This is a genomic window from Neorhizobium alkalisoli (genome assembly GCF_002968635.1).
GTDB lineage: Bacteria > Pseudomonadota > Alphaproteobacteria > Rhizobiales > Rhizobiaceae > Neorhizobium > Neorhizobium alkalisoli.
The window spans coordinates 63,468-85,450 of record NZ_PVBN01000007.1; the positions used below are offsets into that span (position 1 = coordinate 63,468).

Consider the following 21,983-nt stretch of genomic DNA (forward strand, 5'->3'; position numbering starts at 1 on the left):
ACTTCACTCCTTGGTCACATGGTGCCAGCGCGTCGACCAGGTCGTATGCCCGTGATAGCCCTTTACATTGGCTCGCGTGACGTAGGGGTCGGTGCGCTGGAAGAAGACGATGAGCGGCGGGTTCATGCTTTTGTAGGTCTCATCGATCTTTTTGAAGATTTCCGTCCGCTTGCCGGCATCGCGTTCCTTCATCGATTGATCGACCAAGGTATTCAATTCGGGCACCTGCATGGCTGTCCGCCAGAGATAGTAGCTTCCAAGCCGCGCCTCGTCCCGGTTGTCGGGGTTGTAGGCATATTGCGTGGCCACCGCGAACGGATCGGGCAGGCGGGCGCCGGAGTTGCCGAGCAGAACCTCATACTTGCGTTCGCGGAACGCGGGCGTGTACTCGCCCGGAACGAGATTGAGGTTGAAGCCGGCTGCCCGTGCGCTCGCCTGCAGCGCTTCCGTAAGCGGGAGCGTCGGAGCGCCCGAAGGGTTCAACGTCTTGCTCAGACCATTGGGATAACCTGCCTGTGCCAGGAGCGCCTTGGCTTTGGCGGGATCATAGTCGTAGCGGCCTGTACTATCGCTCGGTGCGCCGATCATTCCCCGCGGCACGACCGACTGCCATGGGAAACCGGTATAGCGCATGATGTTGCCGGCAATTGCCTTCCAGTCGAAGGCATGCTGGAAAGCCTCGCGAACCAGCGGCTTCTGAAGATCGGGATCCTTCTGGTTCAGGGCGATGTAGTAGAAGCCCAGGCCCGGGACACTGTCGATGACCATCTTGTCATCCTTCGACAGTGCATCAAGGTCGCCACTGGCCACATATTGACCGACATCCACGTCGCCTGCCTGAAGCTGCAGGCGGAGATTGCCCGATTCGGGGATATGCCGGGCGACAACACGAGCCATGGCCGGTGCTCCGCCCCAGTATTTCTTCTGGGCGTCGAAGACGGCGATGTCGTTCGGCCGCCATTGGGAAAGAGCGAAGGGACCGCTGCCGGCAGAATTGGCCGCAAGCCAGGCGGAGCCAAGGTCGCCATTGGCCTCATGAGAGAGCGCCGTTTTCTTGTCGATGATGCCGATCGAGGAGCCGGCAAGCGAATAGAGGACGAGATCGGAATTCACCGGGATCGGCAGTTCGATCTCCAGCGTTTGAGCATCCTTGGCACGGACCAGCGTTTCGACATTTTCCGGGGTAAAACCCCAGAGGGCAATGTCCGTCGAGCCCACCTGGCCGCGCTTTATGACTCGCTGGATCGACCAAGCCGCATCTTCCGCGGTGACTGGATTGCCGCTCTGAAATACGGCATCGCTGCGCAGCGTCAAGGTAATCAGCTTGCCATCGGGCGAGACGGTCCACTTCGTTGCCAGCATCGGCTGCAGCTTTTGCAGATCGTCAGGCGCAAGCTGAACGAGATTGTCATAAAGATTGGAAATCAGCTCGGAGACCGTCCGAGCGTTGTTGTCGGCAGGATCCAGCGTACGGATACCGGTCAGGTTGGTGCCGATCACCAGCATGTTTGGCGGCGAGGCGGCAAGTGCCTGGTGTTGGGGAACCGCCGTTGCGGCAGCGACCACGAATGCTGCCGCCAGTAGATGCTTCATCATATTCAACCTCCCACTTGAAATCTCAGAAACTCTTCAGGTCGTTGCTGTCTCGAAGAGCCCTCCGGGACAGCCAGAATGGAGCCGTCGGCACCATGTGATCGAGATATTCCGTCATGGACGATTGATTATGCCGAGCGACCCGAGCTGCGAACGCGCCGGGGCATATTCAACTCCCGCGAAAGGGGACTGAAAGGCACGGCAATATCCTCGTCCAGACCGTCAAAGTCTGTCAGCTCCTAACTGCGACTGCGATGAAGTGGAAAGCCGGCCTGCGACCTCAAGGTCGTTCGCCGAGCCTGTAGCTATTCGTCGGTGCGTGCCGCCCGCTGCATTTGATTATCTCCTCCCCGAGATGGCCGAAATGCACTTCGACAATTTCAAGCAGGCTAACAAGCAGCCCATGAAGTTGTCAACTGACATTTCAGATTTCGCAAAAAATGGCGCGCAATAAGTAATTTTTGATGACATCTTTGCTTTCGTCCTATGGAATAGGCTATGCCGATTGGGTCTGCCGGTGTCGAGTTCGGCGGACGAGGGAATTTCCAAACGAGGCTGAATGGCTGACGCGGCCGCGAAACCGCACCACGCGTGAAGCCAGAAGAAAAGGGAGGTGTTGAATGGCGGAACTGCAATTGACGCCACCGCGCAAGGAAAGGCTGGCGGACAAGCTCTACGGCCAAATTCTGGAGCAGATCCTGAAGGGCTCTTTCAAGGAGGGCGATCGGCTGCCGGCGGAGAATGATATCTGTTCGGCCTTCTCGGTCTCCCGGCCGGTCGTCCGCCAGGCACTGATCCGGCTGCAGGCCGATGGCCTCGTTTATTCGCGCCGTGGCTCCGGCACGTTCGTGCGAGCTGTCCCTCCCTCCGCCATCACGCGGTTTGTGCAGCCATCCAATATCGCCGGTTACCTAAAATCCTTCGAGGTGCGTTTTGCGCTCGAAGCGGCCGCAGCGTCACTCGCGGCCGAACGCCGTTCGAGCCAGCATCTCCACAATCTCAATGAAGCCAACGAGCGGCTGCGGGAAAAGGTGTTGAACGGCCAGTCTCCCAGCGAGGAGGATTTTACCTTCCATCGTGAAGTCGCGGTCGCAAGCGGGAACGATCTTTTTGTCTCGCTTTTTGAACATCTTCGAGGCGAAATCAGCGGTTCCATGGGAGTGGCCCTTGGGCTCACGAAGCTCGGTTCCGACGAGCGGCGCCTCGCAGTGCTTCGCGAGCACCAGCAGATCGTCGAGGCCATCCGAGCCAGCAACGGAGAGCATGCGGCTCTCTACATGCGGTACCATCTTCTTCAGGCTCGCGAACGTATCACAGACGCTCAACGCGACCCGTGAATGGGATGCCAGCTGTGTGCCGGAGCCGCTGTCGATTACCTGCCTGGTTTCGGCATCCCGCTATTTGGGAAAATCATAGCGTTCGGTAATGCTCCAAAGCATATGGTTGATCTCGACGAGGGAATTGATGCTCGATTGAATTCGGCCGATTTCCTTGGCATCGAGCTCTTCGATCTTCCCGTATTTGATCTCGTCTCTGCTTTCGAAGATGCGCATGGATTGGGTAAGGTTGCGACCGCTGTCGGGGTCGAACGAATAGATACAGTGATTGTATTTGTTGCGAAGTTTCGCTTCGTCCGACAGGCGCTGCGTCGTCTCCAGGATTTCGCGCCTGCAGACGACCGAGGTTTTTTTCATCTTGGCCAGCCGTTCGACCAGATCGATGCGTGCCCGGGTCGTGTTCAATGTAAGGAAGACGACGATCGCCGTCTCCTTATCAACCTTGGCAAGCCCCGCAATCATATGGATCAGCAGGCTTTCGGTATTGGTCCAGGTATAGTTGAGCTGCCCGATCAGGAGCAGTATGGCCTGAAGCCTAGAGTTTATCGCCGGGGAGCGAGCCGCCGTCCTGGCGGTGGATCGATTCGGGTGCATTGCCAGCACTATCCTTGCGCCTATGCTCGAAATAGAGAGCGACGACCTCAGTTCTATTGTGCACGCCCAATTTGGTGATGATGTTGTGGATGTGAATCTTCACCGTATGTTCCGACAACCCCAATGCGGCCGCTATGATCTTGTTCTGGTTGCCCATCGCGATCCTGGCGAGGATTTCGGTCTCACGTTTTGTCAGCTTGTCGATCATCTGGGCGGAAGACCTGCCAAGCGAAGGTTGGGTGCGCTCCATTTCGGTCCGATCCTCAATTCCTTCCCAGGATGGGCTTCTGTGCTGCTGGTGGTGATTTGAAGGAAAATATGTACCGCCCTTGAGGATGATCCGCAGAGCCGACAGGAAAACGTCGAGGTTCACATTGAACGGCACGACGCCTTGCGCGAACTCCAGATCCTCAATCCTGTTTGCAGCCGGCACCTCGTCATCGTTACCGATGAAAGCGAGCGTCGCGCCGGCATGAAGCCGGGCAAGCTTGTGCCAATGCTCCTTTATGACATGGGCGAGTGCGACATCTGCCATGACGAGTTCCACCGGATTGTCGAATTCGGTTAAAGCGGACGGCAGACTGGGAACGGTTTTAACCGACAGCCACGGGAATTCGCTCTCTATGGCGGCCGTCATTGCAGTAGATATTGTTCCTGGCGAGCAAATGAATAGTATTGTCCTGACAGCTTTCATTCTGTTCAAGGCTTTTGTTGCCAGATCCACATCAAGATGTTGCGAGACGCTATGCGGAACTTGCATGATTGGGCCCTCTCCCCTCGTTGAAGCTATACGCAACAGACGTTTCGAATTCTTCTTTTAGGAAACGGTAAACCAAGTCTCCTAGGGTGGGAATAGACCGAATGAGCTATCGATTAGATCAAATTAGCAAGGAATATAGCTCCTTGAGTTCCGCTTTCCGGAACGAAGCATGATCGAAGGCTAATTTCTCCAAGTTAGAAGCAATCACTGCCCATCCGTAAGACGAAAACCTCCGGAATACCTCTACGTCTTCTTATTTATATCCTTACGCCTATGGGGTTAGCATCAACAGTCAGTTGATCCACCGCGCTAGCTCGATATATCACCTTATTTCTTCTGCCTAATCGGGACACAGTGTGCGCCATCCCGAAAGGCATTGGAGAGCCAACGCTCAGATTTGGTGGCGCGTGTAGCAAGTAGCCACCTCATTGTTGCGCTCCTTCGAGGCCCCCCGGGAAAACAGGGGAGGATCTGAAAAATCAGAGATTGGAATCCGAAAACCCGCCGACGGTCGCGTTGATGCGCGCCCATCGTCTTACGCAGTAGCCATCCAACAGCGACGACCAACAGATCCCAAAAAAGATGAATGGCGGTCAAGGCGTCGCAATACAAGAGGATACCGTCATGGCAGACAAACGCAGCCTCAACACGTTGTTCGATGACGACAGCCAGGAACAGCAGCAGCGTCAGCAGGAACAGCAACAGCAGAAGCAGTCCGAGCATCAGGGTCAAGGTCAGGGTCAAGGTCAGGGTCAGGGTCAAGGCCAAGGTCAGCACCAGAGCAGTGAATCCTACAATCTCAATGGCAATGGCAACCTGAACGGCAATGGCAATCTGAACGGCAACGGCAACGCCAACCTGAACGGCAACGGCAATGCCAACCTGAACGGCAATGCCAATCTGAACGCAAACCTCAATGAGACCACTGTCGGCGTCACCGTTGATGTCGGAGTGAACCTCGAAGACTATCTGCCGGAAGACAACGATTTTGCCGATGTCGATATGCAAAACAGCCAGATCGACGGGATGTTCAACATCCGGATCGACGATGTCATGAACGACGCCCTTACGGGTGCCGGAAACGACGTTGGCAACGTCATTTCGCAGGTTGCCAATATCCAGGACAACGACCACCTCGAAAACGCCCAGGTCAGCAACAACGGTACGTTCACTCTCGACGCAAATCCCCACGGCGGCCTTGCAATCGCATCCGAAGGCATTGAGGCCGGCGGTGGCGGTGGTGGCGGCGGCGGTGAAGCCGACGCCGATGGTGGCGATGGCGGAAACGGCGGCGCAGCATTGGGCGGCTTTGCTCTCGGCGGCATTGGCGCGGGTGGCCAAGCAGCCAGCGCGGCAGCCGGCGGTGACGGCGACGGCGGCGACGCCGACGGCGGCGACGGTGATAGTGGCGATGCCGATAGCGGTGAAGCCAACGGCGGCGACGGCACGGGCGGCGACGGTGGTCGCGGCGGTGACGGCCTTGGTCTCGGCCTTGGTCTTGGTCTCGGCCTCGGAGCTGGCCTCGCTTTTGCAGGTGACGGCGACGACGGCGGTGACAGCGAAGGCGGCGACGGCGGAAACGGCGGCGACGCCGGTGATGCCGATGGCGGCGACGCTTCCGACGCTGGCAACGCTAACGGTGGTGATGCCGGTGCCGCGACCAACACGATTGGTAGCATTGGCCTGATCAACCCGATCTTCTCCGACGGTGACGGCGGTGCCGGTGGAGCCGGTGGCGGAGGCGGCGCCAACAATGCTGGCGACGGCGGCGATCCCGCCGGTGGAGCCGGTGGTGGTGGCGGGGCCGGTGGCGCCGCAGGCGCAGGTGGCGCTGGTGGTGATGCTCTCGGAGCAGGCATTGGCGCTGGCTTTGGTGCTGGTGCAGGTAGCGGCACCGGCGGTGCTGGCGGAGCAGGCGGTGCAGGCACGGGCGGCGGCGCAACGAGCGGCGATGCCACGAGCGGCGATGCTACAGGCGGCGACGCTTGGGCTACAGGCGGCGCAGGCGGCGATGCACTCAGCGGTGCATGGGCTGACGGCATCGGCGGTGACGCCGAAGGCGGTTGGGCTATCGGCGGCGCGGGTGCTGCCGGGGGTGCAGGCGGCTTTGCAACCACCGGCTACGGTGGAGCAGGCGGCGCCGGCGGCACCTGGGGCTCCAACAACGGTGACGACGGATACGTTACCGGCACGAGCAGCGCTTCGGCCGATGCCTTTGTTGAAACAACTGCCTTCAACCAGGAAATCGTTATGGGCGCTAACCTGCAGCAGAATGCAGTCGACATGACGATTGTTGGCGGCAGCCTGACCAGCACGTCTATTGGCGAAGACGACGACGCTTCCGCTTAACGCGGCCAGGTAAACTCTCGCCTGTTAGAGGCGCATCAACGGACTGCGCAGTCTCTGCGCAGTCCACTCATTCTGAAATGATCGGCAGGCAGTAAAGGGATCCGTGTCATGACAACCATGGACAAGATCACCGAGGAAATTGCGCATTTCATCGGCCTATTCCACACGACGGTCGAAGAGGCGCGACAGCGGGATGCCTACCCGGATTTCACTTACTACACACAAAAAGATTATCTTCATACTGACTCCTTCGTTCCATCGAGTTTCGACGCGCCGTATGAGTTTCTGGGCTTCGATCCCGATGTCCCCTACAAGGCTCCGGCTTATGTCAGGCCCGTAGAGCACCCTTCCTTTGTTTCATGGCAACATCACCCGCCAATTCCGGTGGTGAGGGACGATTCGGAATATTTTCCGCCCGAACAGCCGCAGGAGGTTCTTCCGGGCGCGCGACTCGGACAGACTTTCGCCATGCCGCCGATCGAGCCTCCAGGGTCGGTCGTGAACTATATCCTTCAGGCAGCGTCATTGTCCGACGACGACAGTTTCAATGTCGGTGGAAGCCATCTTGTATTCAATCCCGATCCAATCGATGACGCCGCTCTGCTGAAAGCCGCAGACGATGTGCTTTCCTCTGCGCCGATCGGCCACCCGGAAATGCCGGGCTCCAGCGCGGAACTCATCGACGTCATCAATAGCGTGGCAGACCAACTGAAAGCACTGGTTGTCGTGTCCGGCGGTCCGATGGAAACATTCGTCGAGCAGTCGACCGTCATCGAGGGCGTCTATGTCAACGGCGAGCTCGTCGAGGATGCTCCCAAGCTCGAAGACTACTTCTCCTTCGAGGATGAGGAGGATACGGAGAACCCCGCCGGCGAGGACCCCGATGAGGACAACGCCGCAGGTGGTGATGCCGATGAAGATGACGGACCGCCGCCCAACGTGGTGATTTCCGAAGACGGCACGATCACCATCGACAATTCGGTCGAACTCGTGGCCGGGGACAACACCGTCGTCAACCAGGCCGTGGTGAAGAACCTCTGGACCGGAGCAACCGTGACGGCCGTGGTCGGCGACCATGTGGAAATCAATGCGATCGTTCAGACGAATGCGATCTGGGATACGGATTCCATTACGTCCGCAATCGGCGGGTGGAACAGCGAAGATAGCCCGAACGAGCTTTTCAACGTGGCAACGTTCGAACGCACGGATCCGCTGGAGAAAAACGCGGGCGATCAGGCCGTCGCAGACGGATTTCCAAGCGCCTGGGTGGTTACCGAGATCCAAGGCGATCTTTTAATCACCAATTGGCTCGAGCAATACGTGTTCATGACCGACAACGATGTCGGGGTTTTGTCCTCGTCAGGCGTCACGACGAGCGTGATCGCGGGCGACAATACGAGCGTAAACCAGACCTCGATCTTCGAGCTCGGTTTCTCCTTCGACCTCATCATTATCGGAGGATCGCTCTATGACGCCAATATCATCCACCAGACCAATGTGCTGTTCGACAACGACGTCGTTGGTGCAGTGTCAGGTTTCGAGACGACCGGCCAGGGTAGCATTGGCAGTTCGGGAAACCTGCTGTGGAACCAGGCGCATATCTACAACATCGGTGGCGCAGACCGCTTCGGGGAACTGCCTTCCGCGTACCTCGATGCCGCCAACGATATGGCCGCCGGAGGCAGCGATTTATCGAAGGGCGTGTTGACCGATCCGGCCTTTGCAGGGCTCAGCGGACTGCGTGTGCTTTATATCAGCGGCGATTTTCTGAACATTCAATACATCAAGCAGACCAATATCGTCGGAGATAGCGACCAGATCGCGCTCGCCATGAATGCGCTCGATCCGCAAGCCGATGCCACATGGACTGTCTCAACAGGGGCAAATGCGTTGATCAACAACGCTGCCATTCTCGATTTCGATTCCTTTGGGCACACCTATGTCGGCGGGCAGCAATATTCCGAAGAAACGCTTTTCCAGGCCGAATTGATTTCCCATCAGCCGGAACTGCTGACGGGGGATCCCGATACGCTCGTCAATGAGGCGGTGGTCTTTCTGGACGACAGCATGCTGGACGGCGAGTTTGAAGAACCGGGCGTCACGCCCGCAGAACAGGACGACGGGCACTATCAGAACGACGGATTGCAACATGTGCTTGGCTAAAGGGGGGAAGCATGCCGGATACCCAGACACGGGTTGAGCGATCGCAGCCAACCGACAATCAAAACCCGCAACTCAACGATGAGGATATCTATGTCAAGTTGGAGCACGCCGTGGAAGAGTGTCTGAAGCTATCAACCGATAACGCCGCCACCTCGGCAACCGTATCCCGACTTGAATCCAAGAAAACTTTCCAGAACCTGCCACGGGACGCTCAGAAGTCCGAAGGAGCGGACATCGTTGCTCTGCCGGCGGCGGACAAGTTCATTGAGCCGGAGATCGAGGTCACACCCAAACCCGCAGTGCGGGAGGCCACCGAAGCCAAAGGGCCGGAGGGAATGATCACCATCGATGGGGACACTGGCCCCGTTCGCACCGAGGGCGGCAAATTTGCGAAGTCACATTCTACCGGTGGCGGTGCCGGTTCGGGCGGTGGTGGTACCACCTTCCACAAGCGTCTGGCGCCGATCGATTTCTCGGCAAGCCTGCGTGCAGGTATCAAGGCTGTCCGGACCAATCTCATGATCGTGATGCTGTTCACGGTCGCCAGCAATGTCCTTGTGCTGGCAATCCCCATATACCTGTTCCAGATATCGGATCGTGTGCTGACCAGCCGGTCGCTCGATACGCTGATCATGCTGACGATCGTAATCGTCGGTGCGGTCATCCTGCAGACGGCTTTTGATGCACTTCGCCGTTTCATCCTCATGCGCACGGCCGTCGAAGTCGCCGCGCAGCTTGGCGCTCCGATTCTCAGCGCCGCGGCGCGCGCCTCGCTTCAAAGCAACGGCCGGGAATATCAGGTGCTCGGCGACCTTCAACAGGTTCGGTCCTTCCTCGTATCCCGGACCCTGCTTTCATTCCTGGATGCGCCGATCGCCCCACTGTTCGTGCTCGCCGTCTTCCTGATCCACCCGCATCTCGGTGCTATCGTGATCTTGACGGCAGTCCTGTTGCTTGCCTTTACGATCGTCAACCAGCGTATGACTGCGGATCCGTTCGCGGAGGCCAATACCGCACAGGTAAAGGCCAATCTTCACCTGGAATCCATGTCCCGGAATTCGCAGATCATCAATGCACTCGCGATGATCCCAGAGACCGTCCAGATGTGGGGCAAGGATACGGCCTCCTCCCTGAGGGCGCAGGTCATCGCGCAGGACCGGAACATCACCATCGCAGCCGCTTCCAAAGCCTGCCGGCTGTTGACCCAGATCGCCATGCTGGGTTGGGGAGCATTCCTGTCGATCGAGGGCCAACTCACCGGCGGCATGGTCATTGCGGCCTCCATCATTGCCGGACGCGCGCTGGCGCCAATCGAAGGCGCGATCGAAGGATGGAATCAATATAGCCAGTCTAAATCCGCCTACGGCCGGATCACCGCCTTGTTGAAGGCTTCTCCTCTCAACTTCGACCGGCTGAATCTTCCGAAGCCGGAGGGTCGGCTGGATGTGGAGAGGCTGCTCTACGTTCCGCAGGGCACCAAACGAGTTGTCCTCAACGGTATCGCTTTCGCGCTGCAGCCAGGCGATTCCCTGGCAATCATCGGCAATTCGGGAGCTGGAAAAACGACACTGGGCAAGATGCTGGTGGGTTCGATCCTCCCGACATCGGGCAGCGTCCGGCTGGATCTCATGGACCTTCGCAACTGGGATCAGCGGCAGTTCGGCGAGAATATCGGCTACCTGCCGCAGGACGTCCAGCTGTTCCCCGGCACCATCAAGGCCAACATCGCGCGGATGCGGCAGGACGTCGATGACGAACAGATCTATCGCGCGGCCATGCTTGCCGATGTCCACGAAATGATCGCAAGCTTGCCGCATGGCTACGAGACCGTGGTCGCCGCTGACGGCTCGCCCCTCTCGGGTGGCCAAAAGCAGCGCATTGCCCTCGCCAGAGCCTTTTTCGGGGACCCGCGCCTCGTCGTGCTGGATGAACCGAATTCGAACCTGGACAATGCCGGCGATGCGGCGCTGCTGCGAGCGCTCCAGCACGCAAAGGAAAACGGGATCACCGTGGCGACGATAACCCAGCGGCCCGCACTTCTGAACAACGTCGACAAGATCCTTCTGCTGGTCAACGGCACGGTCGCGCTGTTCGGCATGCGAATGGACGTGCTGAACGCCATAGAAGCCCGCGGCATCAATATCAATTCCGGCTCTTTCGGCCATCAGTTACAGTAGGGAGTAAGAGATGTCGGCCGTTGTAAAGGTTCATGATCTAGAGTGGTACTCTGAAGTCCCTCGTTCGGTCTGGAAGCAGACAGTGGCGGGAGTGGTGCTGACTGCGGTGGCTTTCGGAGGGTTCGGAACCTGGGCCGCGACGGCGCCGCTGGCGGCTGCCGTCATTTCCCAGGGAAGTTTTGTGGCTACCGGCCGCAACAAGGTCGTGCAGCATTTCGAAGGCGGCATCATCAAGGAGCTGCTGGTGAACGAAGGCGACCAGGTGGTCGAAAACCAGCCCCTGGTCCTGCTTGACGAGACGGCGGCGCTCTCCAAGAAACGCGAACTCTTCCTTCGCCGCATCAGGCTGGAGGCAACCGCGGCACGCCTGGCCGCCCAGGCGCAAGGGATGGAGAACGTGGAAACGTCGGGAATCCTGGAGCAATTCAAGGACGATCCGGACGTCTCTTCTATCGTGCTGACGCAGCAGCTCAACTTCAGGGCCCAGCGCATCAAGCTTGCGACGGAATTGTCGTTGCTGAGGCAAAATATGAAGGCTCTGGAGTTCCGGAGCGAAGGATATGTACGGCATCGCGAGGCGATCTCGCGGCAGCTCGTGCTGTTGCAGGACGAACATGAAACGAAACGGGCTTTGCTGGTAAAAGGCCTGCTCCGGGCAACGGAGGTCAAGGCACTGCAACGGGCGATCGCCGATGCCGAGGGCCAGATAGGGCGGCTTACGTCGGAAATTGCCGAAACCGGCGCCCAGTCGCTGAAAGGGCAGCAGCAGATCGCGCAGGCCGAAGAAGCCTATCGCGAAGATGCCCTCGATCGTCTGCAATCCATCCAGGGCGACCGTGACGCGGCACGGGAACAATCACGCGAAGCAGATGATGTTCTGCGCCGCACCACTATCCTTGCGCCCGTCTCGGGCACCGTTGTTCGAACCTACTATCATACCAATGGGGGCGTCATCGAAAGCGGCAAGGGAATCATGGAGATTCTGCCAGCGGCCGTGCCGTTGATCATCGAAGCCAAAGTGCGGCGCAATGAGATCGACAGCGTAAAGGTCGGCCAGAAAGCCACTGTCCGGCTCACCGCACTCAACCAGCGTACGACACCGGTCCTGAACGGTGAGGTCTTCTATATTTCGGCCGACACTATGGAGGACAGCAAGACAGCCATGAACCAACAGGACGTCTATATCGCCCGCATCAAGGTTTCCGCAGATGAAATTTCGCGGGTGAAAGGATTTTCTCCGCAGCCCGGGATGCCGGCGGAAATCATGATTCAGACTGCGGTACGGACATTCTTCAGCTATCTGGTCAAGCCCATCACCGACAGCATGTCGAGAGCATTCACCGAACGCTGAACCGGGAAGTCACCCGATCGCAATTCATCGCAGGGTTTTCGCCTTATGCAGATCGCGTCCGCATCGAAAATGCGGACGCAAATAGTTCACCAGGGTGGTGATTTGCGCTCCCTGGGGAGTTCAAGGTGGGTGAGAAGGTCAATTCCGGCGATACCAACATGAGGCCAACGTGATGTCGGTTCTCCCAAAAGGAGAAGGCCCGACCGTTTTTCCCGTTCGAGCCTTCAGCAGTCTGTTTGGTAGAGCTAATATTCGCCTACTCGCTGCCAATATCAACTCCATCAAATGGATTAGGTGGGGGCCGGGAGCTAACAGTCCCGTTGAGGAGGCTGTATAGTTGATAATAGTCAAGCGAGCGCGCTCCACTAGAATTTCTCATCTCTAATATCTACTGCCGTTCCCGGGAATTATTTGATCCTGATCTGGAGTTGCGGCGGACTTCATTATTGATTCTGAGCAGGATACCGTGGACCTGGCAAGGTATACTGATCGAGCGAAGGGAAGCCGCTGGCGGCGCGCCCCTTAAATTCTAGAGCACAAAAGCGCTGTAGAGCTGGCTACCCCAGGATAGTGACCGGTCGAAGAATTTCTCGCGGTCTACAGCCAGTCGCTCCTGCAACTCGTGCAGCTTTCCGGCATCTTCAGCCAGCATCATAAAAACAGAAGCAAGGGCTTCGATATTATCGGCCGGAAATTCGATGCAGGCATCTGCCACGAGTTCCTTTGCCGGTACCACTGAGCTAAGCACCGCGGGAACGGCATGGACGGCCGCTTCCACCACAACGAGGGCCAGACCTTCGGGAAGATTGCTTCGGGTCGGGCAAACCAGAAGGTCCGCCCGCTCCAGTTGGTGATGAACTTCCTGCGCATCCAGTTGGCCAAGCATGCTGATCCGGCTTCGGACGGGCGATGCAGCAACTCTTTGTTGCAGCGCATCGTCTGCCTCCCCCTTGCCGGCAAAGGATAAAGTCAACTCGGGATGTCGGGATGCCGCTTTTTCAAACGCGGACAAAAGATCATAAACGCCCTTCTCTTCCTGGAGACGCCCCAGAAACAAAATGTTCCTCAGCCGCTCCAGCTGGCGGGGAGCCTTTAGAAATTTTGATAGCACCTGGGGGACCTCCGTGTAGAGGCTGCCCACCAGATCGCGCCGAATTTCGATAACCTGCCGCCTGGTTTCCTCAGAGGTGCAGACACCCGCCGACACCCGCTGCATCAGTACACTTGCCATCTGGTGTTTGATCCGCGCCTTAAGGGAAACCGGCTTCAGGCCCATCGGCCAGAAATTGGTATGGGCGGTCAAAATGATGCGCGCACTTTTCGGGATGGACGCGAGCAACAGCCAAGGCGTGTCCACACCCAGCAGCACGATATGCGGCTCGTATTTGCGGAGTTCCCGAAGGACTTTCCAGCTGAACGCGAGACCGGCCTTTCGATAGGCGATACGGCCCTGCGGCCGCGAACGGGGCACGCTTACGAAACGGAAGCGTGGATCGCGGTGTCGCGGCAGCTTCTCCGGCTCGGCAATGACCAGTGCCATCGCCTCCAACTTCTCTATGAGCGTATAGAACATGGTCGAATACGCGACGACGGGCGTGCGGGGATCGAACCGTCCTTCCATCCAATGATCGAATGTCCCCGCCACATCGCCGGGTCCGGCGACAAATGCGATTCGCGGAGTTTCACTAGGCTTCAGGCCAAGTCTGGTTCTAAGGCGGTGGCCTGCATCATCCGGTATTACAACAAGATCTGAAATGTTGTCTTCCATTGTTGGCGCCGCCGTGACGATTTTTAAGTAAAACGTGATCCAATAGGTATTGATTATGACGGACGATACTGCATTTTTACTGCGTTATGGAGTGCGCTGCAGATCATCACTTTGACGTATGATCGTCACGGCGAGCACCGTGGTATTTGCCCCTGTTTATCTACCTGCCACGCGTCTTCCAGACTCAGCGCACGGCCCCGTGCTGTCTGGCGATTTCGAGCAAGCAATCCGAAGGGGGATGGCAATCACCTATCGTGCTAGGCGCTCATTCTTTTGGACAGGTGGGGGAAGATGATCCGCGCGTGTAGCCTGAGAAGGGAATGCGCAATTCTTGCGCAGCAGCGAGGGGCGTTCACATGCCGAGGATCCGCCACGGGCGAGTTTTTGTTCCGGTCACCTTTTTGATACGCGGACTCTAGCCATGCCCGAATATATTCGAGCGCTGGTCTACGTCCTGTTCATAAGCGTTCCTGTGCTCTATGTAGCGAAAAGGATCGCCGAACCGCTTCTGGACGAGGCAGAGTTCAGGTTGTGGCGGAATTGCTGGCTCGCCGCCACTTGCGTCACTTTTATATCGAACAGCTTTTTTGATTTTGCCGCCGGGCTCGCGCTGATCAGCATATATATCCATCGGAATTCAAAGCAGCCCCTGCTGCTTTATGTGATCCTCATGTTCGTGGCGCCATGCGTCCCGATCGGGGTCGGCATACCCGGCGTCTTCAACAGGATCATCGATCTCGATCCGCCGCGCTTGTTGGCGATATTCATCCTCCTTCCTCTCGCAATCAAACTCTGGCGAGAGCAGGAAAATCGGGGGCTGCGCGGTCCTGATTTCCTGGTGATCGCATATTTTGGGTTTATCACCGTCCTTTCTCTGCGGCTGAACGATATCAATTCCATCCTTCGTGTCGTGCCGGGATATTTCCTCGACATTCTGCTTCCGTACTTCGTTTTCAGCCGGTCGCTGCGTTCGGCGCTCGATATCAATCGTGTCCTGCTGGCTTTCGTGGTCGCCGCCCTGCCGCTTGCCGCCGTCGGCTTTTTCGAGATCTGGCGAAACTGGCGGGTTTATTATGTGGTCATCCTCGAGTGGGATTTCGTCCTCATCACGAGCTACCTTTTCCGCGATGGCCTGCTGCGCGCTGCGACCACATCGGTTGAATCCATCGCCTTTGGATTTCTCTGCATGACGGGAGGCGGTTGTCTGCTCGCCTTGCGCACCCGACGCCATTGGGATCTTTGGCGTTATGTAGCTCTCGGTATCCTTGTGGTCGGGCTCCTGTCGAGTGTCTCCCGTGGCCCCTGGCTTGGCCTTGCACTTTGTGCCGCCGTGCTGCTGCTGACCAATCTGCGGACTTCGCTCAAGCTGCTTGCGGCAGCGTTTCCGGGTGTGGTCATTCTTGCATTCTTACGGCCGTCCTTCATCGACCGCTTCACCAACCTGCTTCCGTTCATCGGCTCGGCGGACCGAGGTAGCGAGACCTATCGGGCGATGCTCGTTGAGAATTCCCTGATCGTCATCGAGCGCTACCCGCTCTTCGGATCCGAGACATTTCTCACGGAGCCGGAAATGTTGAGAATGATACAGGGGCAAGGCATCGTGGATGTGGTCAATACCTACCTGCAGATCGCGCTCCACCACGGATTGATCGGCCTTTTGCTGTTCGTGGTGTTTTTCGGGCTGCTCGCGGCGAAACTCGGCGGTCTTTTTCTGGCAAGCAAATCCGATCTTGTGAGCTATCAGGGTTTTTTCGCCCTTATGATAGCCGTGCTATTCACCATAGCGACCACCAGCAGCGCCACGATCATTCCCTATATCTACTGGGCATTCTCGGGGCTCGCGGCTGCGGTCATAGCGCGTGGCCCCATGGTAGAGTGGGAGGCGGTACCGAAGGTCAAAGCCCGGATGAGAAGCATTGGAGTCGGTTTGGCACCGAGTCTCGTTCGGCCGACCGCCGATCCCGGTAAGATGCGGGTAATCGACCCACGCTGATGGTTGTGGTTGTGCGGAAGAAGACGTTTATTCGCGACTGCAAGAGGGCACTCATGCCCCGGCGCTGACATCATCGCGTCTACTTGTACTCGATGATCCGCTGCTGGCGATTGCTCAAGCGATTCATATGGAACTGAGTTATTCCCTGCAGTTCTGCGAATTTGCCCAGGACATCGAAGGTCGCATAGGACCAGCGGTTTGAAGTGGCCGGGGCCATTCGTTGCGCCATGCGTAGAGACTGAAGGGGGTAGACCAGCAGAAGCCCGATGGCGGCCGGATGCAGGAGCGTGCCCATGATCGTTGCAAGTGGCAGGACGCCAGCCCAGAAAACGGCGCGCCGAACGTTGCGAGTCCATATTCGGAAGGGCGACTTCCGGTGGAGATACGACACCTGAGCATAGGCGTGCCCGCAGCGAACGCTCCTTAGCCACCATTGGCTCACGCGGCTCATGTTCGCATCATGGCGCGTCATCTCGGCTGGGAGGCGCCAGATCTTCCAGCCCCTTTCCCGCAGGCGGATACAAAGCTCGGGCTCTTCTCCGGCGATGAGATGACTGGAGTAGCCGCCAAGTTCTCTCATGACGGATGCTCTTGCCAGAATATCGCCGCCGCATTCCACGACTTCGCCGGGCTTCCCGTCCCACTCCCGGTCACACATTGCGTTGAACAGCGTTCGATCCGGGTAACGTTCGCGACGGCGTCCGAAAACGAGCGCAACATCCTCACGCGCCGAGAGAAAGGCAACTGCGGCGTTGATCCAGCCGCAATCGAGCTCACAGTCGCCGTCGATGAATTGCACGAAGGTCGTTTGCGGCCAAAGTTGCACAAGGGCATCGAAACCGGCATTGCGCGCGCGTGCTGCAGTAAATGGCGTCGTCAGGTCGAGAGGCAGCACCTTTGCGCACAGATGCGCAGCAGCCTGCGCACTTCCGTCCGAGGATGCCGAATCCACATAAATCGCTCGCTTGCGATACGGGCCTAGAGATCTGAGGCAATTGATGAGGCGCTCGCCTTCATTTCGTCCGATGATCACGATGCCGACGTCGTGACGAAGATCGGTACTCTCTTCGAGACTCAGAGTATCCGGTTTCATTCGGTGCCTCCGGTGGTCTTGCCGACGCGGCCTTGCCTGTTTCTCTCGGTCCAGGTGCCTCCCATTTTTAAAAGCCACTGCCGGCGCTGTAAATTTACCCCTTTGGTGGAAGCCGCGGCGTCGTCACTAAGCTCTTTGTGGGGCTAAGCCTATGTCGATGTTTTTGCTATACAAATACGAGAGGCTGCTGGCGATCAGCAAGCAGAAAGAGGGGCGCTTGTGGAATGCGTATAGCGTATTTCACCAATCAATATCCGGCGCCGAGCCACACTTTCATACGACGCGAGATCAATGCGTTGGAAGAGAGGGGGCACCACATCGAAAGATATGCGGTGCGTCCGTTCCGTGGCCAGTTGAAGGATTGCGATGATATTCTGGAGTCTACAAAGACCAAGCATCTCCTAGCCAGCTCCGGAAAGGCGATGTTGGCAAGTCTTGTCCGGGAACTTGCCCTTCATCCTGCTTCGTCGCTCAAAGCTTTCAGAAGCGCTTTCCGCTTCGCACGGGCTTCAGGCGGGCGGTTTCTCCTGCATCTCATCTATTTCGGGGAGGCGATGGTCCTCGCGGATTGGTGCCGCAGGGAAAAGATCGACCACCTGCATGTGCATTTCGGCACCAATCCGGCGACAGTAGCTGCGCTCGCCCATGAGATTGGCGGCATTCGATTCAGCTTCACAGTTCACGGGCCGGAGGAATTCGACCGTCCAGAAACCCTGGCGCTGTCGGAGAAGATTCGCGCCTCGTCATTTGTCGTCGCAGTGAGTTCCTATGGCCGAAGCCAATTGCTGCGGTGGGCCGATCTGGAGGATTGGAAAAAAATCCAGGTCGTGCCTTGTGGTGTAGATCAGCGCTATCTCAGCGAGGAGGTGGCGCAGCAGCATGGCGCTGCCCCCCGTCTCGTCTGCATCGCGCGGCTTTCGGAGCAGAAGGGCCATCTTTTGCTTCTGCAGGCTGCTGCCAATCTGCGGGCGCAGGGGCTGACATTCGAGCTTGTCCTTGTGGGCGACGGGCCGCTGCGGACCGAGATCGAACGCGAGATCAAGCGGCTTGGCCTCCAAGAAACCATCAAGCTTACCGGTACGATCACACAGGATGAGGTCAGAAGGGAGATCCTACGCGCCAAGGCCTTGGTACTGCCGAGCTTTGCAGAAGGCCTGCCAGTGGTCTTGATGGAAAGCCTGGCCCTCAAGCGTCCGGTGATTTCCACCTACATCGCCGGTATTCCGGAACTGGTCCGGCCGGATAACGGTTGGCTCATTCCCGCCGGAGATATCGATGCTTTGGCAGATGCGATGCGGCGTGCCTTACTCGAAAGCGAAGGCCAAATATTGCAGATGGGTGAAGCGGGCCGCCGCCGCACATTGGAGCGGCATGACATCCGTCAATCGGCAGCACTACTGGAGGCGCTGATCGAAGCGCCCAGAATGGCTGGCGAATGAGCGGCGTACCCCTGTGTCAGATTCGACGGAAAGGTGTGGTGTGGCGGATGAAATCCTGCAGCAGATGAGGGGGCAAATTCGATCGTTTGCCCGCAGCGAGAAAGCGAATGCGGAATGCTATATGACCAGCCAGCCATGCAAGGTTGACGAACTGCGCGTAGACGCCGCCATGATGCTTCAGAAAATAGCGCCGGCGGGATTCAAACCAATAGGTCGGACGCCTGGAAGGACGGATGTGCCGCGTCACGTTCGTTGACTGCCCCACCAGGTGGATGACACGGCTTTGCGGCACATGCCAACAGGTCCACCCGGCGCGCGCGGCCCGGAGGCAGAAATCCACTTCCTCGTAGTAAAGGAAATATCCCTCATCAAGATATCCGATCTGGTCGAACACCTCGGTGCGGACGATCATGCAGGCGCCGGACACCCAGTCGATCGGCGACGGCCTGGCCGGCAACTTCGGTACGACGCGCCACTTCTCCAGCAGGCGCGTGACCGGTCCAAGCTTTGCCTCGCTTTCAAACTCATTGACGATGGAGGGAAAACGGAATGCACATGCCTGCGCGGTTCCGTCCGGATCCTCAAGCCTGCTGCCTGCGATGCCGACGTCACGCCTGGCGTCCATGAAATCCACAAGCCGGACGATGCTGCCTGGCCGGGCCAGTGTGTCGGGGTTCAACAGCAAGACGTATTCCGGCCGACCGAAATGCGCGAAAACATGTTCGATGCCGCGGTTGTTGCCAAAAGCAAATCCGCCGTTTCCTTCCAGTGGAAGACACAGTGAGTCCTTCCAGCCGTTTTCTTCTATCGCGGAGGAGATGCTGTCGGCCGAATGATCGCCTGAACCTCCGTCGACAACCACGATACGTGTTCCTGCCGGAGTTGTGTCACTGGCATGGAGCGAGGCCAGGCAATCTATGGCAAGTTCGGCAGTGCGATAGTTGACGATAACGATAGCGAGTTTCAATCGCGCGTCATCGGCTTGCTGGCGGTTAGCAAAAGTCATTACAGACCATGCCTTCTCATCTTGTTCAAAACGACCTGCGTGCGTTTTTCAGCACCCAAATAGCTGCGGCATATTTCAAGTTCGGTAAGTTTTGACTTTCCTAATGCGAGCACGATGACAGCGGTGTCGGACATGTCGAAAAACGGGATGACTTCGTCCGAATTCAGCGTCGGAGGCAGATCGAAAAGAACAGCCGTCGGTTTCAGCAACTGCCGTGCGGCCTCGATCTGCGCCACCATCCGCTCCAGGTCGGCGGGCAGAGGGACCTTGGGCGATCCCCAGGCGGCGCGCAAAAGATGCACGCGGATGCCTCGGATATCGGTCGTCGTCAGCCAACCTTTTATCGGATCGTAGAAGGATGGTTCTTGGGGGAGGCCGAAGATCTTACCCATTCCGGGGTCTCGACAGTTGGCGTCCACAAGCAGCACGGTTGATCCCGGCACCCGGGCGAGACTGATCGCCAGATTCGCCGCCGTCACGGTTGTACCGCAGCCCGCCGAAGGAGCGCTGACCGAAATCACCCTCGTGCTGGCTCCAGCCTGATCGTTCAACAGGTGGTTGCGCAAGACATCATAGGCGTGGGTCATGGAACTGCCGCTGTCGAAAGCAATGACGCGGTTGGAATACAGGAATGTGGGGGACAGCGGCTCGACGTCCAGAAGGGATGGGCGCTCTTCGTGACGAGCTTGGCCATTCGGAAAGGCGGCGTTGAATTCGGTTAGATCAACGCCATCCACCTGATTCGCCACTCGGCGCCGAGGGGAGATATTCTTGATGATTTCCATGAATTTCCTACCCTGTCCCAATCAATGGTTTTGCGTTCAGTCTGAGCGTCGAGCCTGCTAGTACCGCCCACCCGCTGTCGGACTGACGCTGGCATCTCCAGCATTGCGGAAGGCCTTGGCGATATGCCGTCTTGGGTTCCAGCGCGGAATGACCACCAGCGTTTCTCCAGCGAGGGCGTTGGCGAGATCGAAAGTGCCCCGTATGGTCCGGTCGAATAGATGCGTGGCATAAATACCCGCGGCGGATGCGGCGGATGCTGCCGCGAGAACCGCCATTGCCAAATGGAGACGTCTCGGTCCGGAAGCGCCATTTGGAATTTCGGGCGCTTCGACCACATCGATTTGCTGGGCTGCCTCGCCCTCTTCCAGCCGCTCACCAAGGCGTGCCGTATTAAGCTTGGACTGCATATCGTCCAGTGTCCGTTGCAATGAGATCTTCTCGGCTTCAAAAGCCGTAATTTGTGATTCGACCTCGGGCGCTCGGGAAATGGTTGAGCGCAACCGGCTGAGGCGTTCGGCAAGATCGGCTCTTTGGGCGAGCGTCTGCTCCTGACGGGGTTTGATGCCGGCAATGCGTTCTGCGACGAGAATGAGCGCCGGAGGAAGGGCGTTTATTTCTTCTGTGGTCAGAGCCTCCGGTGATCCGGCCTGAACTGTCTGCCCGACCCGGGCCTTCATCTCCTCAATCCGTTGTTTCATGGCGCGGATTTGCGGATGGGATTGAGAGTAGATCACGGACTTCGCGGCGATATCCGTCTCGAGCTCGGCAAGCTGGGACTGAAGACGGGCTGCCTCGCTCGTCTCGCCGGCGCCCATGCGCAACTGGGCCTCCAGAAGGCGGATTTCCTCGTTGACGGTCACCACGGCCCGATCCAACGTTGCGAATTCCTGTTCCTTCGCCTGCATCTCGATCAGCAGAGCCGGTATCCGGCTGGGATGGGAATCGTTGTTTTCCGTAAGATATCTTGCCCAGACGGCTTCCCGTTCGCGAAAGCGCTGCTCAAGGCTGTCGACTTCATGCGTAAGGAACTTCGTTGTTTCCGCAGCGCGCGCAACGCGGATCCGCTTGTTCTCTTCGATGATCTGGGACACCAGATCCGAGACCACATCCATTGCGATGATCGGGTCACCATACTTAAATCCGACCCGGACCGAGGCGTTGCGTGCGGTGCGATCCGCTCCTTCGGTAAATTGGATATCCAGCGTGACCTGATGACGGATCGTGCCGGCAAGTTGGGTCTTCGACCAAGCCTGTGCAACATCTCCGAACAGATGATGCCTTTCGCCAAGGGCAAGCAAATTGTTGCGAGACAATACTCGCTGTTCGATGAATTGCAGCCGGTCGTTCGATACCGTCGGCGAGACGAGCGTCGTCGGTATCTGTTGGAATTCCATGATCAGCAGCGCCTCGGAGTGATAGGTCCGCGGTGTCACCAGGATGAAATACGCACCCACGAGGACGACAATCAGTCCCGGTAAGACGGCATAAAGGGGTTTGGCGAATGCGATTTCTATATAGTACAGAATATTGCGTGCTAGCTCGTTGATCATGCCCCTCGCCTCACTGCGTCGCGT

At 57.9% G+C, this 21,983-nt stretch carries 15 protein-coding genes; 7 read left to right on the forward strand and 8 right to left on the reverse strand.

Annotation, left to right across the window (positions count from 1 at the left end; translation table 11 throughout):
• Nucleotides 1-3: 3 nt before the first annotated feature.
• Entirely contained in the window at nt 4-1,596 is a 1,593-nt protein-coding gene (locus tag C5L13_RS16540) for an ABC transporter substrate-binding protein (RefSeq protein ID WP_245571304.1), read from the reverse strand.
• 617 nt (nt 1,597-2,213) lie between these two features.
• Between C5L13_RS16540 and C5L13_RS16545 the strand changes: the two genes are divergently transcribed.
• On the forward strand, nt 2,214-2,930 hold the full coding sequence (locus C5L13_RS16545; RefSeq protein WP_105384396.1) for a FadR/GntR family transcriptional regulator: 717 nt from the start codon (nt 2,214-2,216) through the stop codon (nt 2,928-2,930).
• A 60-nt stretch (nt 2,931-2,990) separates the two neighbouring features.
• Here the strand turns inward: C5L13_RS16545 and C5L13_RS16550 are convergent, their stop codons facing one another.
• On the reverse strand, nt 2,991-3,524 hold the full coding sequence (locus C5L13_RS16550) for a hypothetical protein (protein WP_245571306.1): 534 nt from the start codon (nt 3,522-3,524) through the stop codon (nt 2,991-2,993).
• Nucleotides 3,466-4,161, reverse strand: coding sequence for a helix-turn-helix transcriptional regulator (locus C5L13_RS16555; RefSeq protein ID WP_158693469.1), 696 nt, complete (start codon nt 4,159-4,161; stop codon nt 3,466-3,468). The genes C5L13_RS16550 and C5L13_RS16555 overlap by 59 nt, the downstream gene beginning before the upstream one ends.
• A gap of 747 nt (nt 4,162-4,908) precedes the next feature.
• On the opposite strand from C5L13_RS16555, the gene C5L13_RS16565 reads away from it, so the two are divergent.
• The 4 genes from C5L13_RS16565 to C5L13_RS16580 all read left to right on the forward strand — a co-directional run bounded on the left by C5L13_RS16565 (nt 4,909) and on the right by C5L13_RS16580 (nt 12,324).
• Complete coding sequence (locus tag C5L13_RS16565) at nt 4,909-6,633, forward strand: hypothetical protein (protein ID WP_158693470.1); 1,725 nt, start codon at nt 4,909-4,911, stop codon at nt 6,631-6,633.
• A 108-nt stretch (nt 6,634-6,741) separates the two neighbouring features.
• The gene (locus C5L13_RS16570) at nt 6,742-8,796 is read left to right on the forward strand and encodes a hypothetical protein (protein WP_105384400.1); all 2,055 of its coding nucleotides are present in this window, start codon (nt 6,742-6,744) and stop codon (nt 8,794-8,796) included.
• A gap of 11 nt (nt 8,797-8,807) precedes the next feature.
• Nucleotides 8,808-10,973, forward strand: a complete 2,166-nt coding sequence (locus tag C5L13_RS16575) for a type I secretion system permease/ATPase (RefSeq protein ID WP_105384401.1) — start codon at nt 8,808-8,810, stop codon at nt 10,971-10,973.
• Between the two features lie 10 nt (nt 10,974-10,983).
• Nucleotides 10,984-12,324, forward strand: a complete 1,341-nt coding sequence (locus C5L13_RS16580) for an HlyD family type I secretion periplasmic adaptor subunit (RefSeq protein WP_105384402.1) — start codon at nt 10,984-10,986, stop codon at nt 12,322-12,324.
• Between the two features lie 529 nt (nt 12,325-12,853).
• On the opposite strand, the gene C5L13_RS16585 is transcribed toward C5L13_RS16580, so the two are convergent.
• Nucleotides 12,854-14,092: a glycosyltransferase gene (locus tag C5L13_RS16585; protein ID WP_105384403.1), complete on the reverse strand. Its 1,239-nt coding sequence runs from the start codon at nt 14,090-14,092 to the stop codon at nt 12,854-12,856.
• 421 nt (nt 14,093-14,513) lie between these two features.
• Here C5L13_RS16585 and C5L13_RS16590 point away from each other — a divergent pair, with 421 nt between their 5' ends.
• Complete coding sequence (locus C5L13_RS16590; protein WP_105384404.1) at nt 14,514-16,085, forward strand: O-antigen ligase family protein; 1,572 nt, start codon at nt 14,514-14,516, stop codon at nt 16,083-16,085.
• Between the two features lie 79 nt (nt 16,086-16,164).
• Here the strand turns inward: C5L13_RS16590 and C5L13_RS16595 are convergent, their stop codons facing one another.
• Nucleotides 16,165-17,178, reverse strand: coding sequence for a glycosyltransferase family 2 protein (locus C5L13_RS16595; RefSeq protein ID WP_105384405.1), 1,014 nt, complete (start codon nt 17,176-17,178; stop codon nt 16,165-16,167).
• 224 nt (nt 17,179-17,402) lie between these two features.
• Between C5L13_RS16595 and C5L13_RS16600 the strand changes: the two genes are divergently transcribed.
• On the forward strand, nt 17,403-18,617 hold the full coding sequence (locus C5L13_RS16600) for a glycosyltransferase (protein WP_105384406.1): 1,215 nt from the start codon (nt 17,403-17,405) through the stop codon (nt 18,615-18,617).
• Between the two features lie 16 nt (nt 18,618-18,633).
• On the opposite strand, the gene C5L13_RS16605 is transcribed toward C5L13_RS16600, so the two are convergent.
• Genes C5L13_RS16605 through C5L13_RS16615 form a run of 3 tightly spaced genes read right to left on the reverse strand, consistent with a single transcriptional unit; the run spans nt 18,634 to nt 21,959 of the window.
• Nucleotides 18,634-19,623, reverse strand: a complete 990-nt coding sequence (locus tag C5L13_RS16605; RefSeq protein ID WP_105384407.1) for a glycosyltransferase family 2 protein — start codon at nt 19,621-19,623, stop codon at nt 18,634-18,636.
• A complete protein-coding gene (locus C5L13_RS16610) occupies nt 19,623-20,408 on the reverse strand; it encodes a hypothetical protein (RefSeq protein WP_105384408.1) in 786 nt (261 codons plus the stop codon). Before C5L13_RS16610 ends, C5L13_RS16605 begins: the two co-directional genes overlap by 1 nt.
• Nucleotides 20,409-20,465: 57 nt before the next feature.
• Nucleotides 20,466-21,959, reverse strand: coding sequence for a GumC family protein (locus C5L13_RS16615; RefSeq protein ID WP_105384409.1), 1,494 nt, complete (start codon nt 21,957-21,959; stop codon nt 20,466-20,468).
• Between the last annotated feature and the right edge of the window lie 24 nt (nt 21,960-21,983).